This is a genomic window from Streptomyces sp. NPDC001020 (assembly GCF_053599115.1).
Map to the genome: position 1 here is coordinate 45,210 of NZ_JBSFLQ010000039.1, position 19,089 is coordinate 64,298.

Here is a 19,089-nt window from a genome sequence, read left to right on the forward strand (position 1 = left end):
CTGAAGAAGAAGGACATCCCCTGGATCCTCGACCGCACGCTCGCGTCGATCCTCAGAGCGGACACCGCCTGACAGCGTGCGCCCTGGCTCCCGGCCCCCCTTGACCTGCGGGCCACACGCCGTTGACCCGGGCTTGTCCCGCCCCGGCGGTCGCGGACTGTCGGCAACCCTGGAGGACGCGCTGTTCGCGCCCCTTACCCTTGATGCATGACCAGCAGCAGTGGCCGGGCCGGAGCGGTGGACGAAGTGGGCGTTACTCGAAGCTACGAGATCCGCACCTACGGGTGCCAGATGAACGTCCATGACTCCGAGCGATTGTCCGGTCTGCTCGAAGAGGCCGGCTACGTACGCGCGCCCGAGGGTTCCGACGGCGACGCCGACGTCGTCGTCTTCAATACCTGCGCCGTCCGCGAGAACGCCGACAACCGGCTCTACGGCAACCTCGGCCGCCTCGCGCCGAAGAAGACCGCGCGGCCCGGCATGCAGATCGCCGTCGGTGGCTGTCTGGCCCAGAAGGACCGCGACACCATCGTGAAGAAGGCGCCCTGGGTGGACGTCGTCTTCGGTACGCACAACATCGGCAAGCTGCCCGTCCTTCTCGAACGCGCCCGCGTCCAGGACGAGGCGCAGGTCGAGATCGCCGAGTCGCTGGAGGCGTTCCCGTCGACGCTGCCGACGCGCCGCGAGAGTGCCTATGCGGCCTGGGTGTCGATCTCCGTCGGCTGCAACAACACCTGCACCTTCTGCATCGTCCCGGCCCTGCGCGGCAAGGAGAAGGACCGCCGCACCGGCGACATCCTGGCCGAGATCGAGGCCCTGGTCGCCGAGGGCGTCTCCGAGATCACGCTGCTCGGGCAGAATGTCAACGCCTACGGCTCCGACATCGGCGACCGCGAGGCCTTCAGCAAGCTGCTGCGCGCCTGCGGGGCGATCGAGGGCCTGGAGCGCGTCCGGTTCACCTCGCCGCACCCGCGCGACTTCACCGACGACGTCATCGCCGCCATGGCCGAGACGCCGAACGTGATGCCGCAGCTGCACATGCCGCTGCAGTCCGGCTCCGACCCGGTCCTGAAGGCGATGCGCCGCTCGTACCGCCAGGAGCGCTTCCTGGGGATCATCGAGAAGGTGCGGGCCGCCATCCCGCACGCCGCGATCACCACCGACATCATCGTGGGCTTCCCGGGCGAGACCGAGGAGGACTTCGAGCAGACGCTGCACGTCGTCCGCGAGGCACGGTTCGCGCAGGCCTTCACCTTCCAGTACTCCAAGCGGCCCGGCACGCCGGCCGCCACCATGGAGAACCAGATCCCCAAGGAGGTCGTCCAGGCGCGCTACGAGCGTCTCGTCGCCCTCCAGGAGGAGATCTCCTGGGAGGAGAACAAGAAGCAGGTCGGCCGCACCCTGGAACTGATGGTCGCCGAGGGCGAGGGCCGCAAGGACGGCGCCACCCACCGCCTGTCCGGCCGCGCCCCCGACAACCGGCTGGTCCACTTCACCAAGCCGGACGAGGAGGTCCGCCCCGGCGATGTGGTGACCGTCGAGGTCACGTACGCCGCCCCGCACCACCTCCTCGCCGAGGGCCCCGTCCTGAGCGTGCGCCGCACGCGTGCGGGTGACGCCTGGGAGAGGCGCAACGTGGCCGAGGCCGCGAAGCCGGCCGGCGTGATGCTCGGGCTGCCGAAGATCGGCGTGCCCGAGCCGCTGCCGGCGGCCCCGGCCGGCGCCTGCGGTTGTGACTGACAGCCCCGGAGGTGGAGTACGCCGCGTCTGACGTCGGCGCGGGGCGGGGAGGAGTGTGTCATGCCGTACAGCGTGGAGTTCACCGAACGCGCCGCACGCGTGAGGGACAGCCTTCCCGCCGAACGCCGCGAGGTGCTGGAGCGTGGCCTCGCGATCCTCGTCGCCGCCCCGCGCCACAAGCTCTCGCACCCCGTGGGCGCCGACGAGTCGACCCGTGAGATCGCCCTGTCGCGCAATCTGTTCGTCGAGTACGTGATCAGCGACGGCAAGGTCGTCGTGCTCGTGGTCACGGTCATCGATCTCACGGACGTGCTGATCGAGGAGTGACACGCCGCCACCCGGCGGAGTTACGCTGCGCAGCATGCTTGTCGCCGCTGCCGTCTGTCCCTGTCCACCGCTGCTCGTCCCCGAGGTCGCCGCGGGCGCCGCACCCGAACTCGACGGCGCCCGTGCAGCGTGCGCGGAGGCGCTGGGGGTGCTCGCCGACGCGCGCCCCGGCCGGCTGGTGGTCGTGGGCCCCGCGGCGGAGAGCGGGCAGGGCCCGCACCCGGAGGGCACCCGCGGTTCGTTCCGCGGCTTCGGCGTGGACGTCGACGTACGGCTGGGCACGGAGGGGACGGGCCCGGCGGCGTCGGAGCGCGAGCTTCCGCCCTCGCTCGCCGTCGCCTCGTGGCTGCTGGAGCGGGCGGGATGGTCCGACGCCCCCGTCGAGGGGCTCGGTGTCGCGGAATCCCTGCCCCCCGAGCGATGCGTCCGGATCGGAGCGGGCCTCGCCGAGCAGGACGAGCGGGTGGCCCTGCTGGTCATGGGCGACGCCAGCGCGTGCCGGTCGCTCAAGGCGCCGGGCTATCTGGACGAGCGCGCGGCCGACTTCGACGCTGAGGTCGCGCGTGCGCTGGGGGCGGCGGACGTGGCGGCCCTGAAGGCGCTGGACGCGGGCCTGGCCCTAGAGCTGAAGGCGCTTGGCCGGGCACCCTGGCAGATCCTCGCGGGCGCGGCCCGGAACGCTCACCTGACCGGGGCCCTGCTGTACGACGACGCGCCCTACGGGGTGGGCTACCTGGTGGCGGCCTGGTCCTAGCACGTCACTCCGGCGGGCGGCCGGGAGGCTGTCCGCCCCGCGGCTGTCCGCCGATGTGCTCCGTTCTCAGGGGTACGGTCACGAGCCCGGCGGCGGCTGCGTCGTGGTGTCGGGGTGCGCGATGCGTTCCACCGCGTGCTTCGCCTTGTCGGTACCCACGTGGATCTTGTCGCTGTATTTGCCCTTGGTCTTCTCGTCGACCATCTTCGCGGCCTTGTCGATGCCGTGCCCGACCTTCTCCTCGTGCTGTTGCGCGAAGTCCGTGACCTTCTCCCTGGCGGGGCCGAGCTTGGCTTTCAGGTTGTCCAGGAGACCCATGATTCACCTTCCCTGGCAGGGGAGTTGTGTGCGGGCGTTCTCGTCGGCCTCGCTGCCGGCGGCCTCCTCGGCTGACCCCTTCCCGGGGGGTGCGGCGTCCTGCGCGCGCCTCCCGGTCGCGGTCCCGGCTGTGTGCCCGAGTCATCCGCCTCGTCCGCCGTCCGCGCCGCGGCGTCGGCCGTCGACTTCGTGGCCTCCGCCTCCGCCGACTGCGTACCTCCCGTCGTTCTCGACCTCCGGAAAATCCTCACGAAAGCGCCCATATCACCTCCATACGTTACCTGTCCGGGTGAAATCTCGCGTGGCCCGGTGTGTCCACCGGTGTGGCCCGGATCATCCGTCCTCGAACAGATGATCGGAGTCTTGGAGTAGCGATCGCCCCTGCCGAGGGATTCACCCGGCTCGTTCGAGATGCGGTCCGGAGGTTTGGGAGACTGTTGCGGTGAGTAGTGCAGCGCCTGTGCCCCGGGTCATCGCCGTCGTCGGACCCACCGCGGCCGGAAAGTCCGATCTGGGGGTGTTTCTTGCCCAGCGTCTCGGTGGCGAGGTCGTCAACGCCGACTCCATGCAGCTCTACCGGGGGATGGACATCGGCACCGCCAAGCTGACGCCCGAGGAACGCGGCGGTGTGCCGCACCACCTGCTGGACATCTGGGACGTCACGGTCACGGCGTCCGTCGCGGAATACCAGCGCCTCGCCCGCGCCCGTATCGACGCGCTGCTCGCCGAGGGCCGTTGGCCCGTCCTGGTCGGCGGCTCGGGGCTGTACGTGCGCGGTGCCGTCGACAACCTGGAGTTCCCGGGAACCGACCCCGACGTGCGCGCCAGGCTGGAGGAGGAACTCGCGCTGCGCGGCCCGGGAGCGCTGCACGCGCGCCTGGCCGCCGCCGACCCTCGCGCCGCGCAGGCGATCCTGCCCGGCAACGGCCGCCGCATCGTGCGGGCCCTGGAGGTCATCGAGATCACCGGGCGGCCCTTCACGGCCAACCTCCCCGGCCACGACTCCGTCTACGACACGGTTCAGATCGGTGTCGACGTCGCCCGCCCCGAGCTCGACGAGCGCATCGCCCGCCGGGTCGACCGGATGTGGGAGGCCGGGCTCGTGGACGAGGTGCGCGCGTTGGAGGCGCGCGGCCTGCGCGAAGGGCGCACGGCATCGCGTGCGCTCGGGTACCAGCAGGTGCTCACGGCGCTCGCGGGGGAGTGCACGCTGGAGGAGGCGCGTGCCGAGACCGTACGCGCCACCAAGCGCTTCGCGCGCCGTCAGGACTCCTGGTTCCGTCGTGATCCGCGCGTGCACTGGCTCAGTGGAGCCGCGGCTGATCTCGGGGAACTTCCGCACCGCGCACTGACGTTGGTCGAACGGGCGGTTACAGCCTGATCACGTGATGGCATCGGGACGCTCCGGCCGTCATTCGGGCCTGTGACGGCATGCCATCATCGACCTTCGATCGACCAAGTGGAGTCCGAGTTGGGAGGGCGCGCGGCGATGGAGGCCAGCCCTCGCGACACCGCACAAGGCGCGGAGTACGGCATCGCGGAAGACGATGACCAGCTGGACCCCGACGGGTACGGACCGAATCCCGAGGAGGGTCGACTGAGCCCCGACGGCCCCGATGAGCAGCCTCCGGGCGCGGTGAGCGCCGACGGTCCCGACGCGGGTGGGCTGCCGACCGGGCCCGAGGTCGAGGTCGAACTGCGTCCGCAGCGTCGGCTGCGCATCTGGCAGCTCGCCCCCATCGTGGCGCTGGCGGCGATCGGCTCCCTGATGTTCGCCTTCCCGCTGGCCTTCGAGTTCGGCGACAGCGGCGCCGTGGTCGCCATGCTCGGCCTGCTGATCTGCTCCTGCGCGGCCGGATGGGGCATGATGGCCGCGCGGCGCGTCGGTCACACCCTTCCGGGCCTGCCGCAGCCGGGCTCCGGACGGCGGGCGGACTGGCGTGTCGTCCTCGCGTACGCCGTGGTGGTCGTCGCGGTCGTCGTACTGGCCGTGTGGCGCGTGGCCCGGCTGCGCTGAGACCGAGGTCGGCAGAGCACGCCAGGTTTCTCCCGGCGCTGGGGCCCGCGCTCCGGACCGATCCTCCGCAGTGCCGTACCGACCCCGTACGATCGAGTGATGAGCACGCGGATCGCCTTCCTCAAGGGGCACGGCACCGAGAACGACTTCGTGATCGTCCCGGACCCCGAGAACGTCATCGACCTGCCGCCGGCCGCCGTCGCCGCTCTGTGCGACCGCCGTGCGGGCATCGGCGGTGACGGCCTGCTGCACGTCGTGCGCTCGGCCGCGCACCCCGAGGCCCGGGGGATGGCCGCCGAGGCGGAGTGGTTCATGGACTACCGCAACGCGGACGGTTCGATCGCGGAGATGTGCGGCAACGGCACACGGGTGTTCGCGCGCTATCTCCAGCGCGCCGGCCATGTGGCCGAGGGGGACGTCGCGATCGCCACCCGCGGGGGCGTGAAGACCGTGCACATCACCAAGACCGGGTCCGGCGGCGGCTCCGCCGCGGGTGACATCACCGTCGGCATGGGCAAGGCGCTCCTGCCCGCCGGGGAGGTCACGGTGAGTGTGGGCGGGCGCAGCTGGCCCGCGTGCAACGTGAACATGGGCAATCCCCACGCGGTCGCCTTCGTCGACGACTTCGCGGACGCGGGCGACCTGTACACCCCGCCGCCCGTCAGCCCGGCCTCGGCCTACCCGAACGGGGTGAACGTCGAGTTCGTGATCGACCGCGCCCCCCGGCACGTGGCGATGCGCGTCCACGAGCGCGGCTCCGGCGAGACCCGCTCGTGCGGCACGGGAGCGTGTGCGGTGGCCGTCGCCGCGGCCCGCCGCGACGGCGTGGACCCGGCCGTGACGGGTACCCCGGTGACGTACACCGTGGACGTTCCCGGCGGCACCCTGGTGATCACCGAGCGCCCGGACGGCGAGATCGAGATGACCGGCCCGGCGGTGATCGTCGCAGAGGGCGAGATCGACGCGGACTGGCTGGCGTCCGCCACTCGCTGACCAGCGGCGGTTCGTGAACTCGCGCCGTCGAGCGGTTCGTTGGGGGGCGAACAGGCGGCGCGCGGAAGCACGTGGTGGCACGCCGAAGGTGACGCTCCGCAATGCGATGTGGCCGGAAACCGTGGTCGGGTGCTGTGCCGCGCCGCTCCGTATCGAAGCTCGGGCCGCCCCGAGACGCTCCGATCGGTAGCCCGGGGCGCGGAGGAGCGGGTCGATCCGACGGTTGGCGTCTCTGCCCGTGGCCCAAAACCGTAAACATCCAGACGTTCGCTCGAATGGGTGATCCGTTTCACGCTCGGCGAGAGCCGGTCAGGCGGGCGTGATGGGCTCGGTAGCATCAAGCACCGGCCCGGACGGGGGACCGTCGCCATCCCCGCGCCGCGTCTGCCATGGGGCAACCCGTCCGCCGGTCCACGCAGCCGGAGGTGCCCATGAGTGCGGAGGCCACGAACCCTGCCACCCCCGTCCCCGCGACGCCCGGGGCGTACCGCAGGAAGAGCCGCCCCCGAATCGACCTGCGCCGCCTGGGACGGGCCGCACTGCTCGGCTCCGCCACCCGCGACCGGCTGCCCGACGCCATCGGCCACGTCGTCGAGGCGCACCGCGCCCACCACCCCGACGCCGACCTCGAACCCCTCCGCCGCGCGTACCTTTTGGCCGAGTCCTCGCACCGAGGACAGATGCGCAAGAGCGGTGAGCCGTACATCACGCACCCCTTGGCGGTGACCCTGATTCTCGCCGAACTCGGCGCCGAGACCACGACGTTGACGGCGTCGCTGCTGCACGACACCGTCGAGGACACCGACGTGACACTCGCTCAGGTGGGCGAGGAGTTCGGCGAGGAGGTGCGCTATCTCGTCGACGGCGTCACCAAGCTGGAGAAGGTCGACTACGGCGCGGCGGCCGAGCCCGAGACCTTCCGCAAGATGCTGGTCGCCACCGGCAACGACGTCCGGGTGATGTCGATCAAACTCGCCGACCGGCTGCACAACATGCGCACCCTGGGCGTGATGCGCCCGGAGAAGCAGGAACGCATCGCCAAGGTCACCCGGGACGTGCTCATCCCGCTTGCCGAACGCCTCGGCGTCCAGGCGCTCAAGACCGAACTCGAGGACCTCGTCTTCGCGATCCTTCGCCCCGAGGAGTACGAGCACACCAGAAAACTGATCGCCGAGAACGCGGCACACGGCGACGACCCGCTCGCCGAGACCGCCGACGAGGTGCGCGCGGTCCTGCGCGAGGCCGGGATCCCGTCCGAAGTACTGATCAGGCCACGGCACTTCGTGTCCGTCCATCGCATCTCCGGCAAGCGGGGCCGGCTGCGCGGTGCCGACTTCGGACGCCTGCTGGTGCTCGTGAACGAGGACGCCGACTGCTACGGAGTCCTCGGCGAACTGCACACCTGTATGACCCCGGTGGTCTCGGAGTTCAAGGACTTCATCGCCGTCCCCAAGTTCAACCTCTACCAGTCCCTGCACACCGCGGTCGCGCGCGAGAACGGCGAGGTCGCCGAAGTCCTCATCCGCACGCACCAGATGCACAAGGTCGCCGAGGCCGGCGTGGTCGCGCTCGGCAATCCGTACGCTCCCGGGTCCGAGGACCCGTCCGACGGCGAGCGCGTCGACCCCACCCGCCCCGGCTGGCTCTCCCGGCTCCTGGAGTGGCAGGAGGCGGCCCCCGACACCGACACGTTCTGGTCGACGCTGCGCCAGGACCTCGCCCAGGACCGGGAGATCACCGTGTTCCGCCTCGACGGGGGAACGCTGGGGCTCCCGGAGGGCGCGAGCTGTGTGGACGCCGCGTACGCACAGTACGGCGAGGACGCGCACGCGTGCATCGGTGCCCGCGTCAACGGCCGGCTCGCGACGCTGAGCACGGTCTTGCAGGACGGCGACACCGTGCAGCTCCTCATGGGCCAGGACCCGGCCTCCGAGCCCTCCAGGCAGTGGCTGGAACACGCGCACACGCCCGTCGCGCGCATCGCCATCCAGCGCTGGCTGGCGGCACATCCGGCGCTGGGAGACCCGTCCGACGGAGCGCTGGAGCCGGGCGTCGCGCGGGCTCGCGCCGGGGCCCCGGCGGACGCTGCCGCCACGCGCCCCACCATGGATGCGCCCGGCCCGCGAGCCGCCAGTGCCGTCGTCGACCTGCCCGGCGCCTCCGTACGCCTCGCGGGCTGCTGTACCCCCGTGCCGCCCGACGAGGTCACCGGCTTCGCCGTGCGCGGGGGAGTGGTGACCGTCCACCGCGTCGAATGCGCCGGAGTGACGCGCATGAAGAGCATCGGGCGTGCGGAAGTCGGCGTGCGCTGGGGCGACACCACCGAGTGCCGGGTGACGCTCGTCGCCGAGTCCTTCGGGCGCCCGCACCTCCTCGCGGACCTCACCGAGGCCATCGCACTCGAAGGCGTCGCGATCGTCTCCGCCACCGTCGAGCCGCCCAGCCAGCAAGGTGTGCGTCACACGTACACGCTCCAGCTTCCCGACGCGTCCCACTTGCCGACGCTGATGCGGGCGATGCGGAACGTGCCCGGCGTGTACGACGTGAGCAGGGCACAACACCCCGCGGCGGCCGCCCACTGAGGCCGTACGGCCCCTGCCGTCCTGGCTTCCCTACAGGGTCATATCTTTACTGTCATACCGTCATAGGACCTCCCTCCGGGCGATGGTCGCACGGGCCGTGGCCAGGGCTGAATCCGTTCGGGTGGGACCGACGCGCGTCGTCACCGCGCGGCCGGTGCGCGCTGGTAGCCGTGGTCCATGCCGCAGACCCCCCGTTCCGTGATCCCCCGCGCCCGGCGTGCCAGGGTCGCCCTGCTCGCCCCCGCCGTCTCCCTCTGTCTGATCGCCGCGAGCGCCTCCACACCCGCCGTGCCCCTGGGCATCGGCGACCGGCTCTTCCCGACGCTCGGCAACCCCGGGTACGACGTCGGGTCGTACGACCTTTCCTTCACCTATCCCGGCAGCAACGACAAACCGCTCACCGCCGTCACGACCATCCGCGCCCGCGTCACCCAGCGCCTGGAACGCGTCAACCTCGACTTCACCCGCGGCACGGTACGGTCCGTGGACGTCAACGGCGCGCCCGCGGCCTTCACCAGTGCCGGGGAGGACCTGGTGATCACGCCGCGCGCCCCACTCCCCCGGGGCAGCGCGATGCGGATCACCGTGCGGCACACCAGCGACCCCGTGTCCCCGAAGGGCACGGACGGCGGCTGGGTACGGACCGACGACGGACTGGCGATGGCCAACCAGGCCGACGCCGCCCACCGGGTCTTCCCGTGCAACGACCATCCCTCCGACAAGGCGATGTTCACCATCCACGTCACCGCGCCGAACGGCTTCACGGCCGTGGCGAACGGTCTGCCGGCCGGTATCGAGCGCGGCGGCAGGTCCACCACCTGGACCTATCGCACCGTGCACCCCATGGCCACCGAACTCGCCCAGGTCTCCATCGGCCGCAGCGCCCTCATGCGGCGTCAGGGGCCGCACGGCCTGACCGTCCGCGACGTCGTCCCCGCCAGGGACCGGAAGGCCCTCGAACCGTGGCTGAAGAAGACTCCCGGCCAGATCGCCTGGATGGAGAGCAAGGTCGGCCCGTATCCCTTCGAGAGGTACGGGCTGCTGATCGCCCGGGCACGGACCGGATTCGAGATCGAGACTCAGACGCTCTCCCTCTTCGAGAAACATCTGTTCACCGAGCCCATGTACCCCAAGTGGTACGTCGAGTCGGTCATGGTGCACGAGCTGTCCCACCAGTGGTTCGGCGACAGCGTCTCCCCACGCACCTGGTCCGACGTGTGGCTCAACGAGGGACACGCCACCTGGTACGAGAGCCTGTACGCGGAGGAGACCGCGCACCGGCCCATGGAGGCGCGGATGAAGGCGGCGTACGGCGTCTCCGACAGTTGGCGTGCCACGGGCGGCCCTCCCGCCGCACCCAAGGGCCCGAAACCCGGCCAGAAGATCAGCCTCTTTCGCCCGAACGTGTACGACGGCGGAGCGCTCGTCCTGTACGCGCTGCGCCAGGAGATCGGGCGCCCCGCCTTCGAGCGGCTGGAGCGGTCCTGGGTCGACCTGCACCGCGACGGCACGGCGACCACCGCCGACTTCGAGCACCTGGCGTCCGAGACGGCGGGGCGGGATCTGAGCGTGTTCTTCCAGGGCTGGCTCCACGGTGAGAAGACGCCTCCGATGCCGGGGCACCCGGACTGGAAGAGCAACGCCACCCCAGGGCCGCGAGGCGGCGCGTAACTCGGGTGACGAGACGGGCCGTGCCGTGCGACCATCGTCAGGTCGGCGACGCGGCCCCCAGGGTGGGTGACCGGGAATCTCCCGGGGTACCCGAGCGTTGTCGAAGAAGACGGACCTGCGGGTCAGGACGGCTCGCACCCGTCACCGCAAACGGAATCCCCATCGACGTAAGGACCCAATGACCTCCTCTTCTTCCCCTTCCCAGGACACCAAGCGCCTCGCTTACACCAACCCCGAGGGTCTTCGGGCCGATGCCCTGATGGAAGAGGACGTCGCCTGGAGCCACGAGATCGACGGAGAGCGGGACGGCGACCAGTTCGACCGCTCCGAGCGCGCGGCCCTGCGCCGTGTCGCGGGACTCTCCACCGAACTCGAGGACGTCACCGAGGTCGAGTACCGGCAGCTGCGCCTGGAGCGCGTCGTGCTCGTCGGGGTGTGGACCTCGGGGACCGTGCAGGACGCGGACAACTCCCTCGCCGAGCTCGCCGCCCTCGCGGAGACCGCGGGTGCGGTCGTGCTCGACGGCGTGGTCCAGCGTCGTGACAAGCCCGACGCGGCGACCTACATCGGTTCCGGCAAGGCCGCGGAACTTCGGGACATCGTCCTCGAGACCGGCGCCGACACGGTCGTCTGCGACGGTGAGCTGAGCCCCGGCCAGCTGATCCACCTCGAGGACGTCGTCAAGGTCAAGGTCATCGACCGTACGGCCCTGATCCTCGACATCTTCGCCCAGCACGCCAAGTCCCGCGAGGGCAAGGCCCAGGTCGCGCTCGCGCAGATGCAGTACATGCTGCCGAGGCTGCGCGGCTGGGGTCAGTCGCTGTCCCGGCAGATGGGCGGCGGCAGTGGCGGCGGCCTGGCGACCCGTGGTCCCGGTGAGACCAAGATCGAGACGGACCGGCGGCGGATCCGCGAGAAGATGGCGAAGATGCGCCGGGAGATCGCGGAGATGAAGACCGGCCGCGAGATCAAGCGTCAGGAGCGCCGGCGCCACAAGGTGCCGTCGGTCGCCATCGCGGGGTACACCAACGCCGGCAAGTCCTCCCTGCTCAACCGTCTCACCGGCGCGGGCGTCCTGGTCGAGAACGCGCTGTTCGCGACTCTGGACCCCACCGTGCGCCGGGCCGAGACCCCGAGCGGGCGGCTGTACACGCTGGCGGACACCGTCGGCTTCGTCCGGCACCTGCCGCACCACCTGGTCGAGGCGTTCCGCTCCACGATGGAGGAGGTCGGGGACTCCGACCTGATCCTGCACGTGGTGGACGGTTCGCACCCGACGCCCGAGGAGCAGCTGGCCGCCGTGCGCGAGGTGATCAGGGACGTCGGCGCCACCGACGTACCCGAGATCGTCGTGATCAACAAGGCGGACGCGGCCGACCCGCTGGTGCTCCAGCAGCTGCAGCGGCACGAGAAGCGCTCCCTCGTGGTCTCGGCCCGTACCGGTGAGGGCATCGACGAGCTGCTCGCGCTCATCGACGTCGAGCTGCCGCGGCCCTCGGTCGAGGTCGATGCCGTCGTGCCGTACACGCAGGGCCGTCTGGTCGCACGCGCCCATTCCGAGGGCGAGGTGATCTCTGAGGAGCACACCCCGGAGGGCACGCGGCTCAAGGCATGGGTGCACGAGGAACTGGCCGCGGAGCTGGCTCCGTACCTGCCCGCACCCGCACTCTGACCGACCCATGACGGGTAAAAGGCCCGCCCCCTGCAGGGGGCGGGCCTTCACGCGCTCAGCGGCAGCGTCACCGGCCGGCGAACTTCTTGCTGACCGACTCGTAGACGCCCTTGGCCACCGGGCCGAGTCGCGGACCGGCCAGCCAGCCCGACTGCACCGGGCCGATCGAGGTGTTGGAGACCAACGCGGGCTTGCCGTCCGAGCCCGTCTCCACCCAGCCGCCGCCGGACGAACCACCCGTCATGGTGCAGCCCACCCGGTACATCGTCGGGTCCGTCCGCACGAGGGAGAGCCGGCCCGGCTTGTCCTCGCACTGGTAGAGCTTCTGGCCGTCGAACGGCGCCGCGGCCGGGTAGCCGGTCGCCGTGATGCTGCGGACCTTCGGCACGGGCGGCGCGTTGAAGTTGACGGGAAGCGCCGAACCGACCGTCTCCTCGAGGGACTTGCCGCCGCTTCCCTTCTCCGGGGTCACATGGATGACGGCGAAGTCGTACGACGCGCCCTGCCCGCCCGTCTCGCTGCCCTGCTCGATCCACTGGTCCGAGGTCTGCGCCCAGTCACCCCACCAGACGCCGTACGGGGCGATTTCCTGCCTCGGGGCGTTCTCCAACGCGGCCTTCGGCTTCGCGGAGTTGTTGTACGACGGCACGAACGCGATGTTGCGGTACCAGCCGCCCTTCTTGCCGGCGTGCACGCAGTGACCGGCGGTCCACACGAGGTTGGACTTGCCCGGGTGCGCCGGGTCCTTGACGACGGTGGCCGAGCAGACCATCGTGCCCCCGGGGGCGTCGAAGAACACCTTGCCCGCCGTCGGCGCGTTCTCGTGGTACGCGGCCGGCACCGCCCGCGCCTTCACCGGCACCGGGGTCGGGTCCGTGACACCCTGGTCGCCCGAGAGGTCGTCGTCGTTGACGCCCTTGTCCGGGTCATTGGCCCTACGCATCCGGTCCGGGTCCCACAGGCCCTTGATGATCGGGTTGACGAAGTCGTCGGCCTCGCGCAGCCAGTCGTCCTTGTTCCAGTTCTTCCAGGCGCCGTTCTTCCACTTGTCGATGTCGATCCCGTGTTCCTTGAGATTCTGCTTGAGGTCGTCCGGGATCTTGATCTTGCCGTCGCCCGCCGAGGACGTCGACGCGCTCGCCTTGCCGTCCGCGTTGGAGTCGCCGTCAGGGCCGCATCCGGTCGTGGTGAGCGCCAGCGCCGTGGCGATGCCGACCGCCGCCAGTACGGGGGATGTCCTGCGGCGCATGCTCCCTTCTCGGCGAGCGGTGAAGAGCGGGCGTATGGGTCGCATGATCTGAACTCCCCCTGAGGTGAACCTGTGTGAACGCAGCGGCGTGCCGCCGTGGTGCGCGGCACGTCGTGGATGATCAACGCGTCTGTTGAACGGCACCACACACTATGCGGTCGCTGCGGGGGACTTCCGCCGGAACCGCAACGGTTCCGCTACAGGTTCTCCGCCCCGGCTGCGGGCCGCAGCTCAGAGACCGACGTGTCCCGTGGCATGGATCCGCCCCCGCACAGCCCCGGGTGTGACGGAGTCAGGCGGCCGGCGAGCCAGGGGCCCCAGGCTGACCGGCTGCGCTACGGCCGCTCCGCCATTCCGACGGGTGGTCAGCGGGTGGCGTGGTGTTCGGTGATCCAGCGGGCGGCGAGGAGGCCGGAGCCGGCGGTGAGAACGGCGGCGGCGATGACGGTGGCATTCAGCCCCAGGGCGTCGGCGAGTACGCCGGCCACCAGGGCTCCTGCGGCGTATCCGATGTCACGCCAGAACCGGTAGGTACCCAGCGCGTTGGCCCGCCAGGTGGGGTGGGCGTGGTCGGAGATCGACGCGATCAGCGCCGGGTAGACCATGGCGGTGCCGATGCCGAGTGCCACCGCGGACAGGACGCCCGCGAGCAGCGGGGTGTCCAGCAGGGCCAGGGCGAGGACGAAGCCGCCGGCCTGGACGAACATGCCGGTGACGATGAGGGGTTTGCGGCCGATGCGGTCGGCGAGGTGGCCGGTGGGGATCTGGCCGATGCCCCAGAGAAGCGGGTACAGGCCCTTGATCAGGCCGACGGCGGCCAGACCAAGGCCGTGGTCGGTGAAAAGCAGCGGGAAAACACCCCAGGTCAGGCCGTCGTTGAGGTTGTTGACCAGGCCGGCCTGGCTGGCGCCGCGCAGCGAGCGGTTGTGCCAGGAGGTGCGAGCGAAGGTCTGCGCCAGGCTCGCGGACTGCTCGGCGGCGGTCGGCTTGGGGTGCTGGGCCAGCTCCAGCGCGACGTGGGCGGCGGTGTCGCGGACGATCAGCGCCAGCGCGAGGCCCGCGGCTACGAAGGCGACGCCGATGAGCTCGGGTGCGGGGCGCAGGCCGTACGAGGTGGCGAGGTAGCCGGTGAACAGGGCGGTGGCGCCGACGGCGACGTATCCGGCGGCCTCGTTCAGGCCCGTGGCCAGCCCGCGGCGGGCCGGGCCGACCAGGTCGATCTTCATGTTGACGGTCATCGACCAGGTGAGGCCCTGATTGACGCCGAGCAGCACGTTGGCCGCGACGATCCACCCCCACGACGGCGCCCACGCGAGCGCGAAGGGTACGGGGATGCCGATGAGCCAGCCCGCCGCCAGGAGCTGCTTGCGGCGGAAGCGGGCTGTCAGCGCACCGGCGGCCAGGTTCGTCAGGGCCTTGGTGAGACCGAAGGCGATGATGAAGGAGAAGACGGCCAGGTCGCTGGTCAGTCCGAAGACGTCGGCGCCGATCAGTGGAACGGTGGTGCGTTCCAGGCCGACCAGGCCGCCCACACAGATGTTGACGATGACGAGCAGGGTGAACTGCACCCAGTTCTCGCGCAGCCCGAGCTGTACGGGCCCGGCGGTGGCGGGGCTCGTCGTCGTGCTCACCGGCCGGCGCCTTCGGTGAGGTGCTGGGCGCGGGCGGCGGCGTTCGGGACGGTACCCAACGCGTGGTCGATCGGCGGTATCAGGTCGTCGGCGAAGCCCACGGCGGTCCTCCAGTGTTCGGCAGGGACGGCGGTGAATAAGGGGTGAGAGGCCACCATCTTGCTCTACAATATTCCATGGATTTATGGAGGACGGGATGACGGAAAGCACCGACCCGCGCTCGAAGGCGCGGCTCTACGACGCGTTCGCGGCCTGCGGCAAGGCGCTGGCCAGCGGAAAGCGCCTGGAACTCCTGGACCTGCTCGCCCAGGGCGAGCGCGCCGTCGACGCCCTGGCCAAGGCGGCCGGACTGAACCTGACGACTGCCTCCGCGCATCTGCAGACGCTCAAGCAGGCCGGGTTCGTCGCCACCCGCCGTGAGGGCACCCGCATCTACTACCGGCTCGCGGGGGACGACGTCGCCCAACTGTTCGCGCTGTTGCGCAAGGTCGCCGACACCCACCAGGCCGCCGTACCTGCGGCCCGGGACGCCTATCTCGGCGAGGACGGCGGGCGCGAGGTCACCCGCGAGGAGATGCACGCGCGCGTGCGGGCCGGGGACGCGGTGGTGCTGGATGTGCGCCCGGCGGAGGAGTACCGGGCCGGCCACATCCCCGGCTCGCTCTCCATCCCGGTGGAGGAACTGGCCGAGCGGATCAACGAGCTGCCCGAGGACGCCGAGGTCGTCGTCTACTGCCGCGGCGAGTACTGCGTCCTCGCCTACGACGCGGTGCGCCTGCTGACCGAACGAGGTCGACGCGCGATCCGTCTCGACGACGGCATGCTCGAATGGCGCCTGGCCGACCTGCCCGTGGACGCCGGAGAGCCGACGTGAGCGGCACCCCCGGTGCCCCGACGGCCAGTGTTCGACAGCCATGGGAGCATCCCCTGCATCGCCCGAATCCCGGCCGCCTGCCCCGCGCAGGACGGCCGAGCCCTCACCCGACGGCCACGGCCACCAGCGAAGGAACACCGTGACGAGCACCGCCCCAGTGACAGACGGCATATCGGCCCCTCCGCAGGACCAACGCCGCATCCTGACCGTCCTGGTCACCTCCCAGGTCCTCAGCGGCGCCGGACTGGCGGCAGGCGTCACCGTCGGCGCCCTGCTCGCCCAGGACATGCTCCACTCCACCGACCTGGCCGGGCTGCCCAGCGCCCTGATCACCGCCGGCTCCGCCCTCGCCGCCCTCGCGGTGGGCCGCGTCTCCCAAGCCCGCGGCCGCCGCCCGGGACTTGCCGCCGGGTACCTCACCGGGGCCCTCGGTAGTGCCGGCGTGATCGCTGCCGCGGCCACCGACACTCCCGTCCTGCTGTTCCTCGCCCTGTTCGTCTACGGCGCCGGCACCGCCACCAACCTCCAGGCCCGCTACGCCGGAGCCGACCTCGCCGCCCCCGCCCACCGCGCCCGCGCCGTCTCCACCGTCCTGGTCGCCACCACCCTCGGCGGGGTCATCGGCCCCAACCTCGCCGCCCCCACCGGCGACCTCGCCGCAACGCTCGGCATCCCCCGCCTGGCCGGACCCTTCCTCCTCTCCGGTGCCGCCTACGCGCTGGCCGCCCTCGTCCTGGCCCTCTGGCTGCGCCCCGACCCCCTCCTGCTCGCCCGCACTCTCCAGCAGGAGGCAGCCCCCGCGCCCACCGCGGTCCCGGCGGACCACCCCACCCCGGCCGCCGAACGAAGGCGCCCCACCGTGTTGCTGGGCGCACTGGTGATGATCCTCACCCAACTGGTCATGGTCGCGATCATGACGATGACCCCGGTACACATGCACGACCACGGCCACGGCACCGCCGCCTCCGGCCTCGTCATCGCCGTGCACGTCGGCGCGATGTACCTTCCCTCGCCCCTGACCGGCTGGCTCGTCGACCGCTACGGCCGCCTTACCGTCGCCGCCGCCTCCGGCCTCACTCTGCTGACAGCCGGGATCATCGCCGCCGCGGCACCGGGCGACTCCGTCGCACTGCTGGCGCTCGCCCTCGGCCTGCTCGGCCTGGGCTGGAACTTCGGTCTGGTTTCCGGCACCGCGATCATCACCGACGCCCTGCCCTTGGCCACCCGGGCCAAGACCCAGGGCCTGGTCGACGTCTCCATCGCCATCGCCGGCGCCGCCGGCGGTCTGGCCTCCGGCATGGTCGTGGGCGCCGCCGGCTACCCCGTCCTCGCCCTCACCGCCGGCATCCTCTCCCTGGCCGTCCTGCCCGCCATCGCCGTCACCGCGAACAGCCGATGACCCACCATGCCTGGGGCCCGTACGCCTGGAGGGCCGCAACACTCGTCGATCTCTGCGTCCCCGACGTCTACCGCGTCAACCGCCTGACGGGGAATGCCCGGTCCAGGGGTCCCGAAGTGACCACCACGAGGTAGGGCAGGCGCACGAGGCCGGCACCCGGGGCGCACACCCGCCGGACAGGGCGCCGCCAATGATCTTCCGCTCACCCGCTTCCACAAGCCGTTCAGGTCGTTGGTAGGTACGGGGTACCTGCCATCCGTGCTCAACCCTCGCCCCATCGCCCTTTGGAGAGCGGGAGGAACCGACGTCGTGACCGTGACGGAGACCGCGGCGGTGCCGCAGGAAGGCGAGCCGGAGGGGCGCGCGGCAGTGGCAGGCAATCGTGCGGCGCGCGTGACGGCTGACGGAGCCGAGAAAGCGTGCGCCGCCTACGAGGGCATTCTGCGGAGGCAGTCGGCGCGCGAGTCCGCGGCGCGCACCTATGCGCGAGCCCTGCCCATCGTGCCTGTGCGGGCGCGCGGGCTCACCATCGAGGGCGCCGACGGGCGTCGTTACCTCGACTGCCTCTCCGGCGCGGGCACGCTCGCCCTCGGCCACAACCACCCGGTGGTCCTGGAGGCCATCCGCAACGTCCTCGACTCGGGTGCGCCGCTGCACGTCCTTGACCTGGCCACCCCGGTCAAGGACGCCTTCACCACCGAGCTGTTCCGTACGCTGCCACCCGGCCTCGCCGACCGCGCGCGCGTGCAGTTCTGCGGGCCGGCGGGGACCGACGCCGTCGAGGCCGCGCTCAAGCTGGTGCGCACGGCGACCGGCCGGAGCGGACTCCTCGCCTTCACCGGGGCGTACCACGGGATGACCGCGGGTGCCCTCGAGGCGTCCGGGGGCGCGACCGACGTACGCGTGACCCGTCTGCCGTACCCGCAGGACTACCGCTGCCCGTTCGGTGTCGGTGGCGAGCACGGCGCCGAACTCGCGGCCCGCTGGACGGAGTCGGTCCTCGACGACGCCAAGTCGGGCGTACCGCTGCCCGCCGGGATGATCCTCGAACCGGTCCAGGGCGAGGGCGGGGTGCATCCCGCCCCGGACCCGTGGCTGCGCCGTATGCGACAGATCACCGAGGCCCGGTCGATCCCGCTGATCGCGGACGAGGTGCAGACCGGCGTGGGGCGCACCGGGCGCTTCTGGGCGGTCGAGCACAGCGGTGTGGTCCCCGATGTGATGGTCCTCTCCAAGGCGATCGGCGGCAGCCTGCCCCTCGCCGTCGTGGTCTACCGCGACGACCTCGATGTCTGGCAGCCCGGTGCCCACGCCGGCACGTTCCGCGGCAACCAGCTCGCCATGGCCGCCGGCGCGGCGACCCTCGCCTACGTACGTGAGAACCGTCTCGCCGAGCGCGCCGCCGTGCTCGGTGCCCGCATGCTTGCTCAACTCCGCGCGCTCGCCGCCGAGTTCCCGTGCGTCGGGGACGTGCGCGGCCGGGGGCTGATGATCGGCGTCGAGCTGGTGGACCCCGAGGCCGCGCCCGAATCGGCGTCGCCGCACCCCCGGCCCGCCGCGCCCGCCCTGGCCGCCGCCGTCCGGTCGGAATGTCTGCGGCGCGGCCTGATCGTGGAGCTGGGGGGTCGGCACGCGAGCGTGGTACGGCTGCTGCCGCCTCTGACGATCAGCGACGAGCAGACGTCCGCGGTCCTGGACCGGCTCGCGGACGCGGTGGCGGCGGCAGCCCGCAGGCCCGTCCATCCCTGACCCGCTCACGCAGCGCTGCTGCGTCCCGCACCACCGGCCCGGTCTCTCATCCGAACGCACCTGGTCCCGCACGCACCCGTACGCCCCGGCCCGTCGCCGCACGAGCCGGAACG

15 protein-coding genes are annotated in these 19,089 nt (G+C 71.4%); 12 read left to right on the top strand and 3 right to left on the bottom strand.

Going from position 1 to position 19,089, the window contains the following annotated elements:
* The first annotated feature begins 207 nt into the window (after positions 1–207).
* The 3 genes from miaB to ACWDEX_RS29705 are packed head-to-tail and all read left to right on the top strand — an operon-like array spanning position 208 to position 2,821.
* A complete protein-coding gene (miaB, locus tag ACWDEX_RS29695; RefSeq protein ID WP_450467447.1) occupies positions 208–1,740 on the top strand; it encodes a tRNA (N6-isopentenyl adenosine(37)-C2)-methylthiotransferase MiaB in 1,533 nt (510 codons plus the stop codon).
* Between the two features lie 60 nt (positions 1,741–1,800).
* Positions 1,801–2,067, top strand: a complete 267-nt coding sequence (locus ACWDEX_RS29700) for a hypothetical protein (RefSeq protein ID WP_450467448.1) — start codon at positions 1,801–1,803, stop codon at positions 2,065–2,067.
* Between the two features lie 34 nt (positions 2,068–2,101).
* Entirely contained in the window at positions 2,102–2,821 is a 720-nt protein-coding gene (locus ACWDEX_RS29705) for a class III extradiol dioxygenase subunit B-like domain-containing protein (RefSeq protein WP_450467449.1), read from the top strand.
* Between the two features lie 78 nt (positions 2,822–2,899).
* On the opposite strand, the gene ACWDEX_RS29710 is transcribed toward ACWDEX_RS29705, so the two are convergent.
* A complete protein-coding gene (locus ACWDEX_RS29710; protein ID WP_450467450.1) occupies positions 2,900–3,139 on the bottom strand; it encodes an antitoxin in 240 nt (79 codons plus the stop codon).
* A gap of 442 nt (positions 3,140–3,581) precedes the next feature.
* Here ACWDEX_RS29710 and miaA point away from each other — a divergent pair, with 442 nt between their 5' ends.
* From miaA to hflX, 6 genes are all read left to right on the top strand, one after another.
* On the top strand, positions 3,582–4,520 hold the full coding sequence (gene miaA / locus ACWDEX_RS29715) for a tRNA (adenosine(37)-N6)-dimethylallyltransferase MiaA (RefSeq protein ID WP_450467452.1): 939 nt from the start codon (positions 3,582–3,584) through the stop codon (positions 4,518–4,520).
* Between the two features lie 108 nt (positions 4,521–4,628).
* Entirely contained in the window at positions 4,629–5,156 is a 528-nt protein-coding gene (locus tag ACWDEX_RS29720; protein WP_450467494.1) for a hypothetical protein, read from the top strand.
* Between the two features lie 99 nt (positions 5,157–5,255).
* Positions 5,256–6,149, top strand: coding sequence for a diaminopimelate epimerase (gene dapF / locus ACWDEX_RS29725; protein ID WP_450467454.1), 894 nt, complete (start codon positions 5,256–5,258; stop codon positions 6,147–6,149).
* A gap of 431 nt (positions 6,150–6,580) precedes the next feature.
* Complete coding sequence (locus ACWDEX_RS29730; RefSeq protein WP_450467456.1) at positions 6,581–8,731, top strand: RelA/SpoT family protein; 2,151 nt, start codon at positions 6,581–6,583, stop codon at positions 8,729–8,731.
* A gap of 177 nt (positions 8,732–8,908) precedes the next feature.
* Positions 8,909–10,402: a M1 family metallopeptidase gene (locus ACWDEX_RS29735; RefSeq protein ID WP_450467458.1), complete on the top strand. Its 1,494-nt coding sequence runs from the start codon at positions 8,909–8,911 to the stop codon at positions 10,400–10,402.
* A gap of 178 nt (positions 10,403–10,580) precedes the next feature.
* Positions 10,581–12,074 (top strand): GTPase HflX, encoded by a 1,494-nt coding sequence (gene hflX / locus ACWDEX_RS29740; RefSeq protein WP_450467460.1) that lies wholly within the window; start codon positions 10,581–10,583, stop codon positions 12,072–12,074.
* Between the two features lie 67 nt (positions 12,075–12,141).
* On the opposite strand, the gene ACWDEX_RS29745 is transcribed toward hflX, so the two are convergent.
* Positions 12,142–13,368, bottom strand: a complete 1,227-nt coding sequence (locus tag ACWDEX_RS29745; protein ID WP_450467462.1) for a trypsin-like serine peptidase — start codon at positions 13,366–13,368, stop codon at positions 12,142–12,144.
* A 320-nt stretch (positions 13,369–13,688) separates the two neighbouring features.
* A complete protein-coding gene (locus ACWDEX_RS29750) occupies positions 13,689–14,954 on the bottom strand; it encodes an MFS transporter (protein WP_450467464.1) in 1,266 nt (421 codons plus the stop codon).
* Positions 14,955–15,150: 196 nt separating this feature from the next.
* Between ACWDEX_RS29750 and ACWDEX_RS29755 the strand changes: the two genes are divergently transcribed.
* From ACWDEX_RS29755 to ACWDEX_RS29765, 3 genes are all read left to right on the top strand, one after another.
* Positions 15,151–15,828, top strand: coding sequence for an ArsR/SmtB family transcription factor (locus ACWDEX_RS29755; protein WP_450467466.1), 678 nt, complete (start codon positions 15,151–15,153; stop codon positions 15,826–15,828).
* 139 nt (positions 15,829–15,967) lie between these two features.
* Entirely contained in the window at positions 15,968–17,227 is a 1,260-nt protein-coding gene (locus ACWDEX_RS29760) for an MFS transporter (RefSeq protein ID WP_450467468.1), read from the top strand.
* 309 nt (positions 17,228–17,536) lie between these two features.
* The gene (locus ACWDEX_RS29765) at positions 17,537–18,976 is read left to right on the top strand and encodes a diaminobutyrate--2-oxoglutarate transaminase family protein (RefSeq protein WP_450467470.1); all 1,440 of its coding nucleotides are present in this window, start codon (positions 17,537–17,539) and stop codon (positions 18,974–18,976) included.
* The last annotated feature ends 113 nt before the right edge of the window (positions 18,977–19,089 follow it).

What these genes read in the sequence shown, in the direction of transcription:
- miaB (WP_450467447.1), top strand. Translation starts at nt 208, where the DNA reads ATGACCAGCAGCAGTGGCCGGGCCGGAGCGGTGGACGAAGTGGGCGTT.
- ACWDEX_RS29700 (WP_450467448.1), top strand. Translation starts at nt 1,801, where the DNA reads ATGCCGTACAGCGTGGAGTTCACCGAACGCGCCGCACGCGTGAGGGAC.
- ACWDEX_RS29705 (WP_450467449.1), top strand. Translation starts at nt 2,102, where the DNA reads ATGCTTGTCGCCGCTGCCGTCTGTCCCTGTCCACCGCTGCTCGTCCCC.
- ACWDEX_RS29710 (WP_450467450.1), bottom strand. Translation starts at nt 3,139, where the DNA reads ATGGGTCTCCTGGACAACCTGAAAGCCAAGCTCGGCCCCGCCAGGGAG.
- ACWDEX_RS29720 (WP_450467494.1), top strand. Translation starts at nt 4,629, where the DNA reads ATGGAGGCCAGCCCTCGCGACACCGCACAAGGCGCGGAGTACGGCATC.
- dapF (WP_450467454.1), top strand. Translation starts at nt 5,256, where the DNA reads ATGAGCACGCGGATCGCCTTCCTCAAGGGGCACGGCACCGAGAACGAC.
- ACWDEX_RS29730 (WP_450467456.1), top strand. Translation starts at nt 6,581, where the DNA reads ATGAGTGCGGAGGCCACGAACCCTGCCACCCCCGTCCCCGCGACGCCC.
- ACWDEX_RS29735 (WP_450467458.1), top strand. Translation starts at nt 8,909, where the DNA reads ATGCCGCAGACCCCCCGTTCCGTGATCCCCCGCGCCCGGCGTGCCAGG.
- hflX (WP_450467460.1), top strand. Translation starts at nt 10,581, where the DNA reads ATGACCTCCTCTTCTTCCCCTTCCCAGGACACCAAGCGCCTCGCTTAC.
- ACWDEX_RS29745 (WP_450467462.1), bottom strand. Translation starts at nt 13,368, where the DNA reads ATGCGACCCATACGCCCGCTCTTCACCGCTCGCCGAGAAGGGAGCATG.
- ACWDEX_RS29755 (WP_450467466.1), top strand. Translation starts at nt 15,151, where the DNA reads ATGACGGAAAGCACCGACCCGCGCTCGAAGGCGCGGCTCTACGACGCG.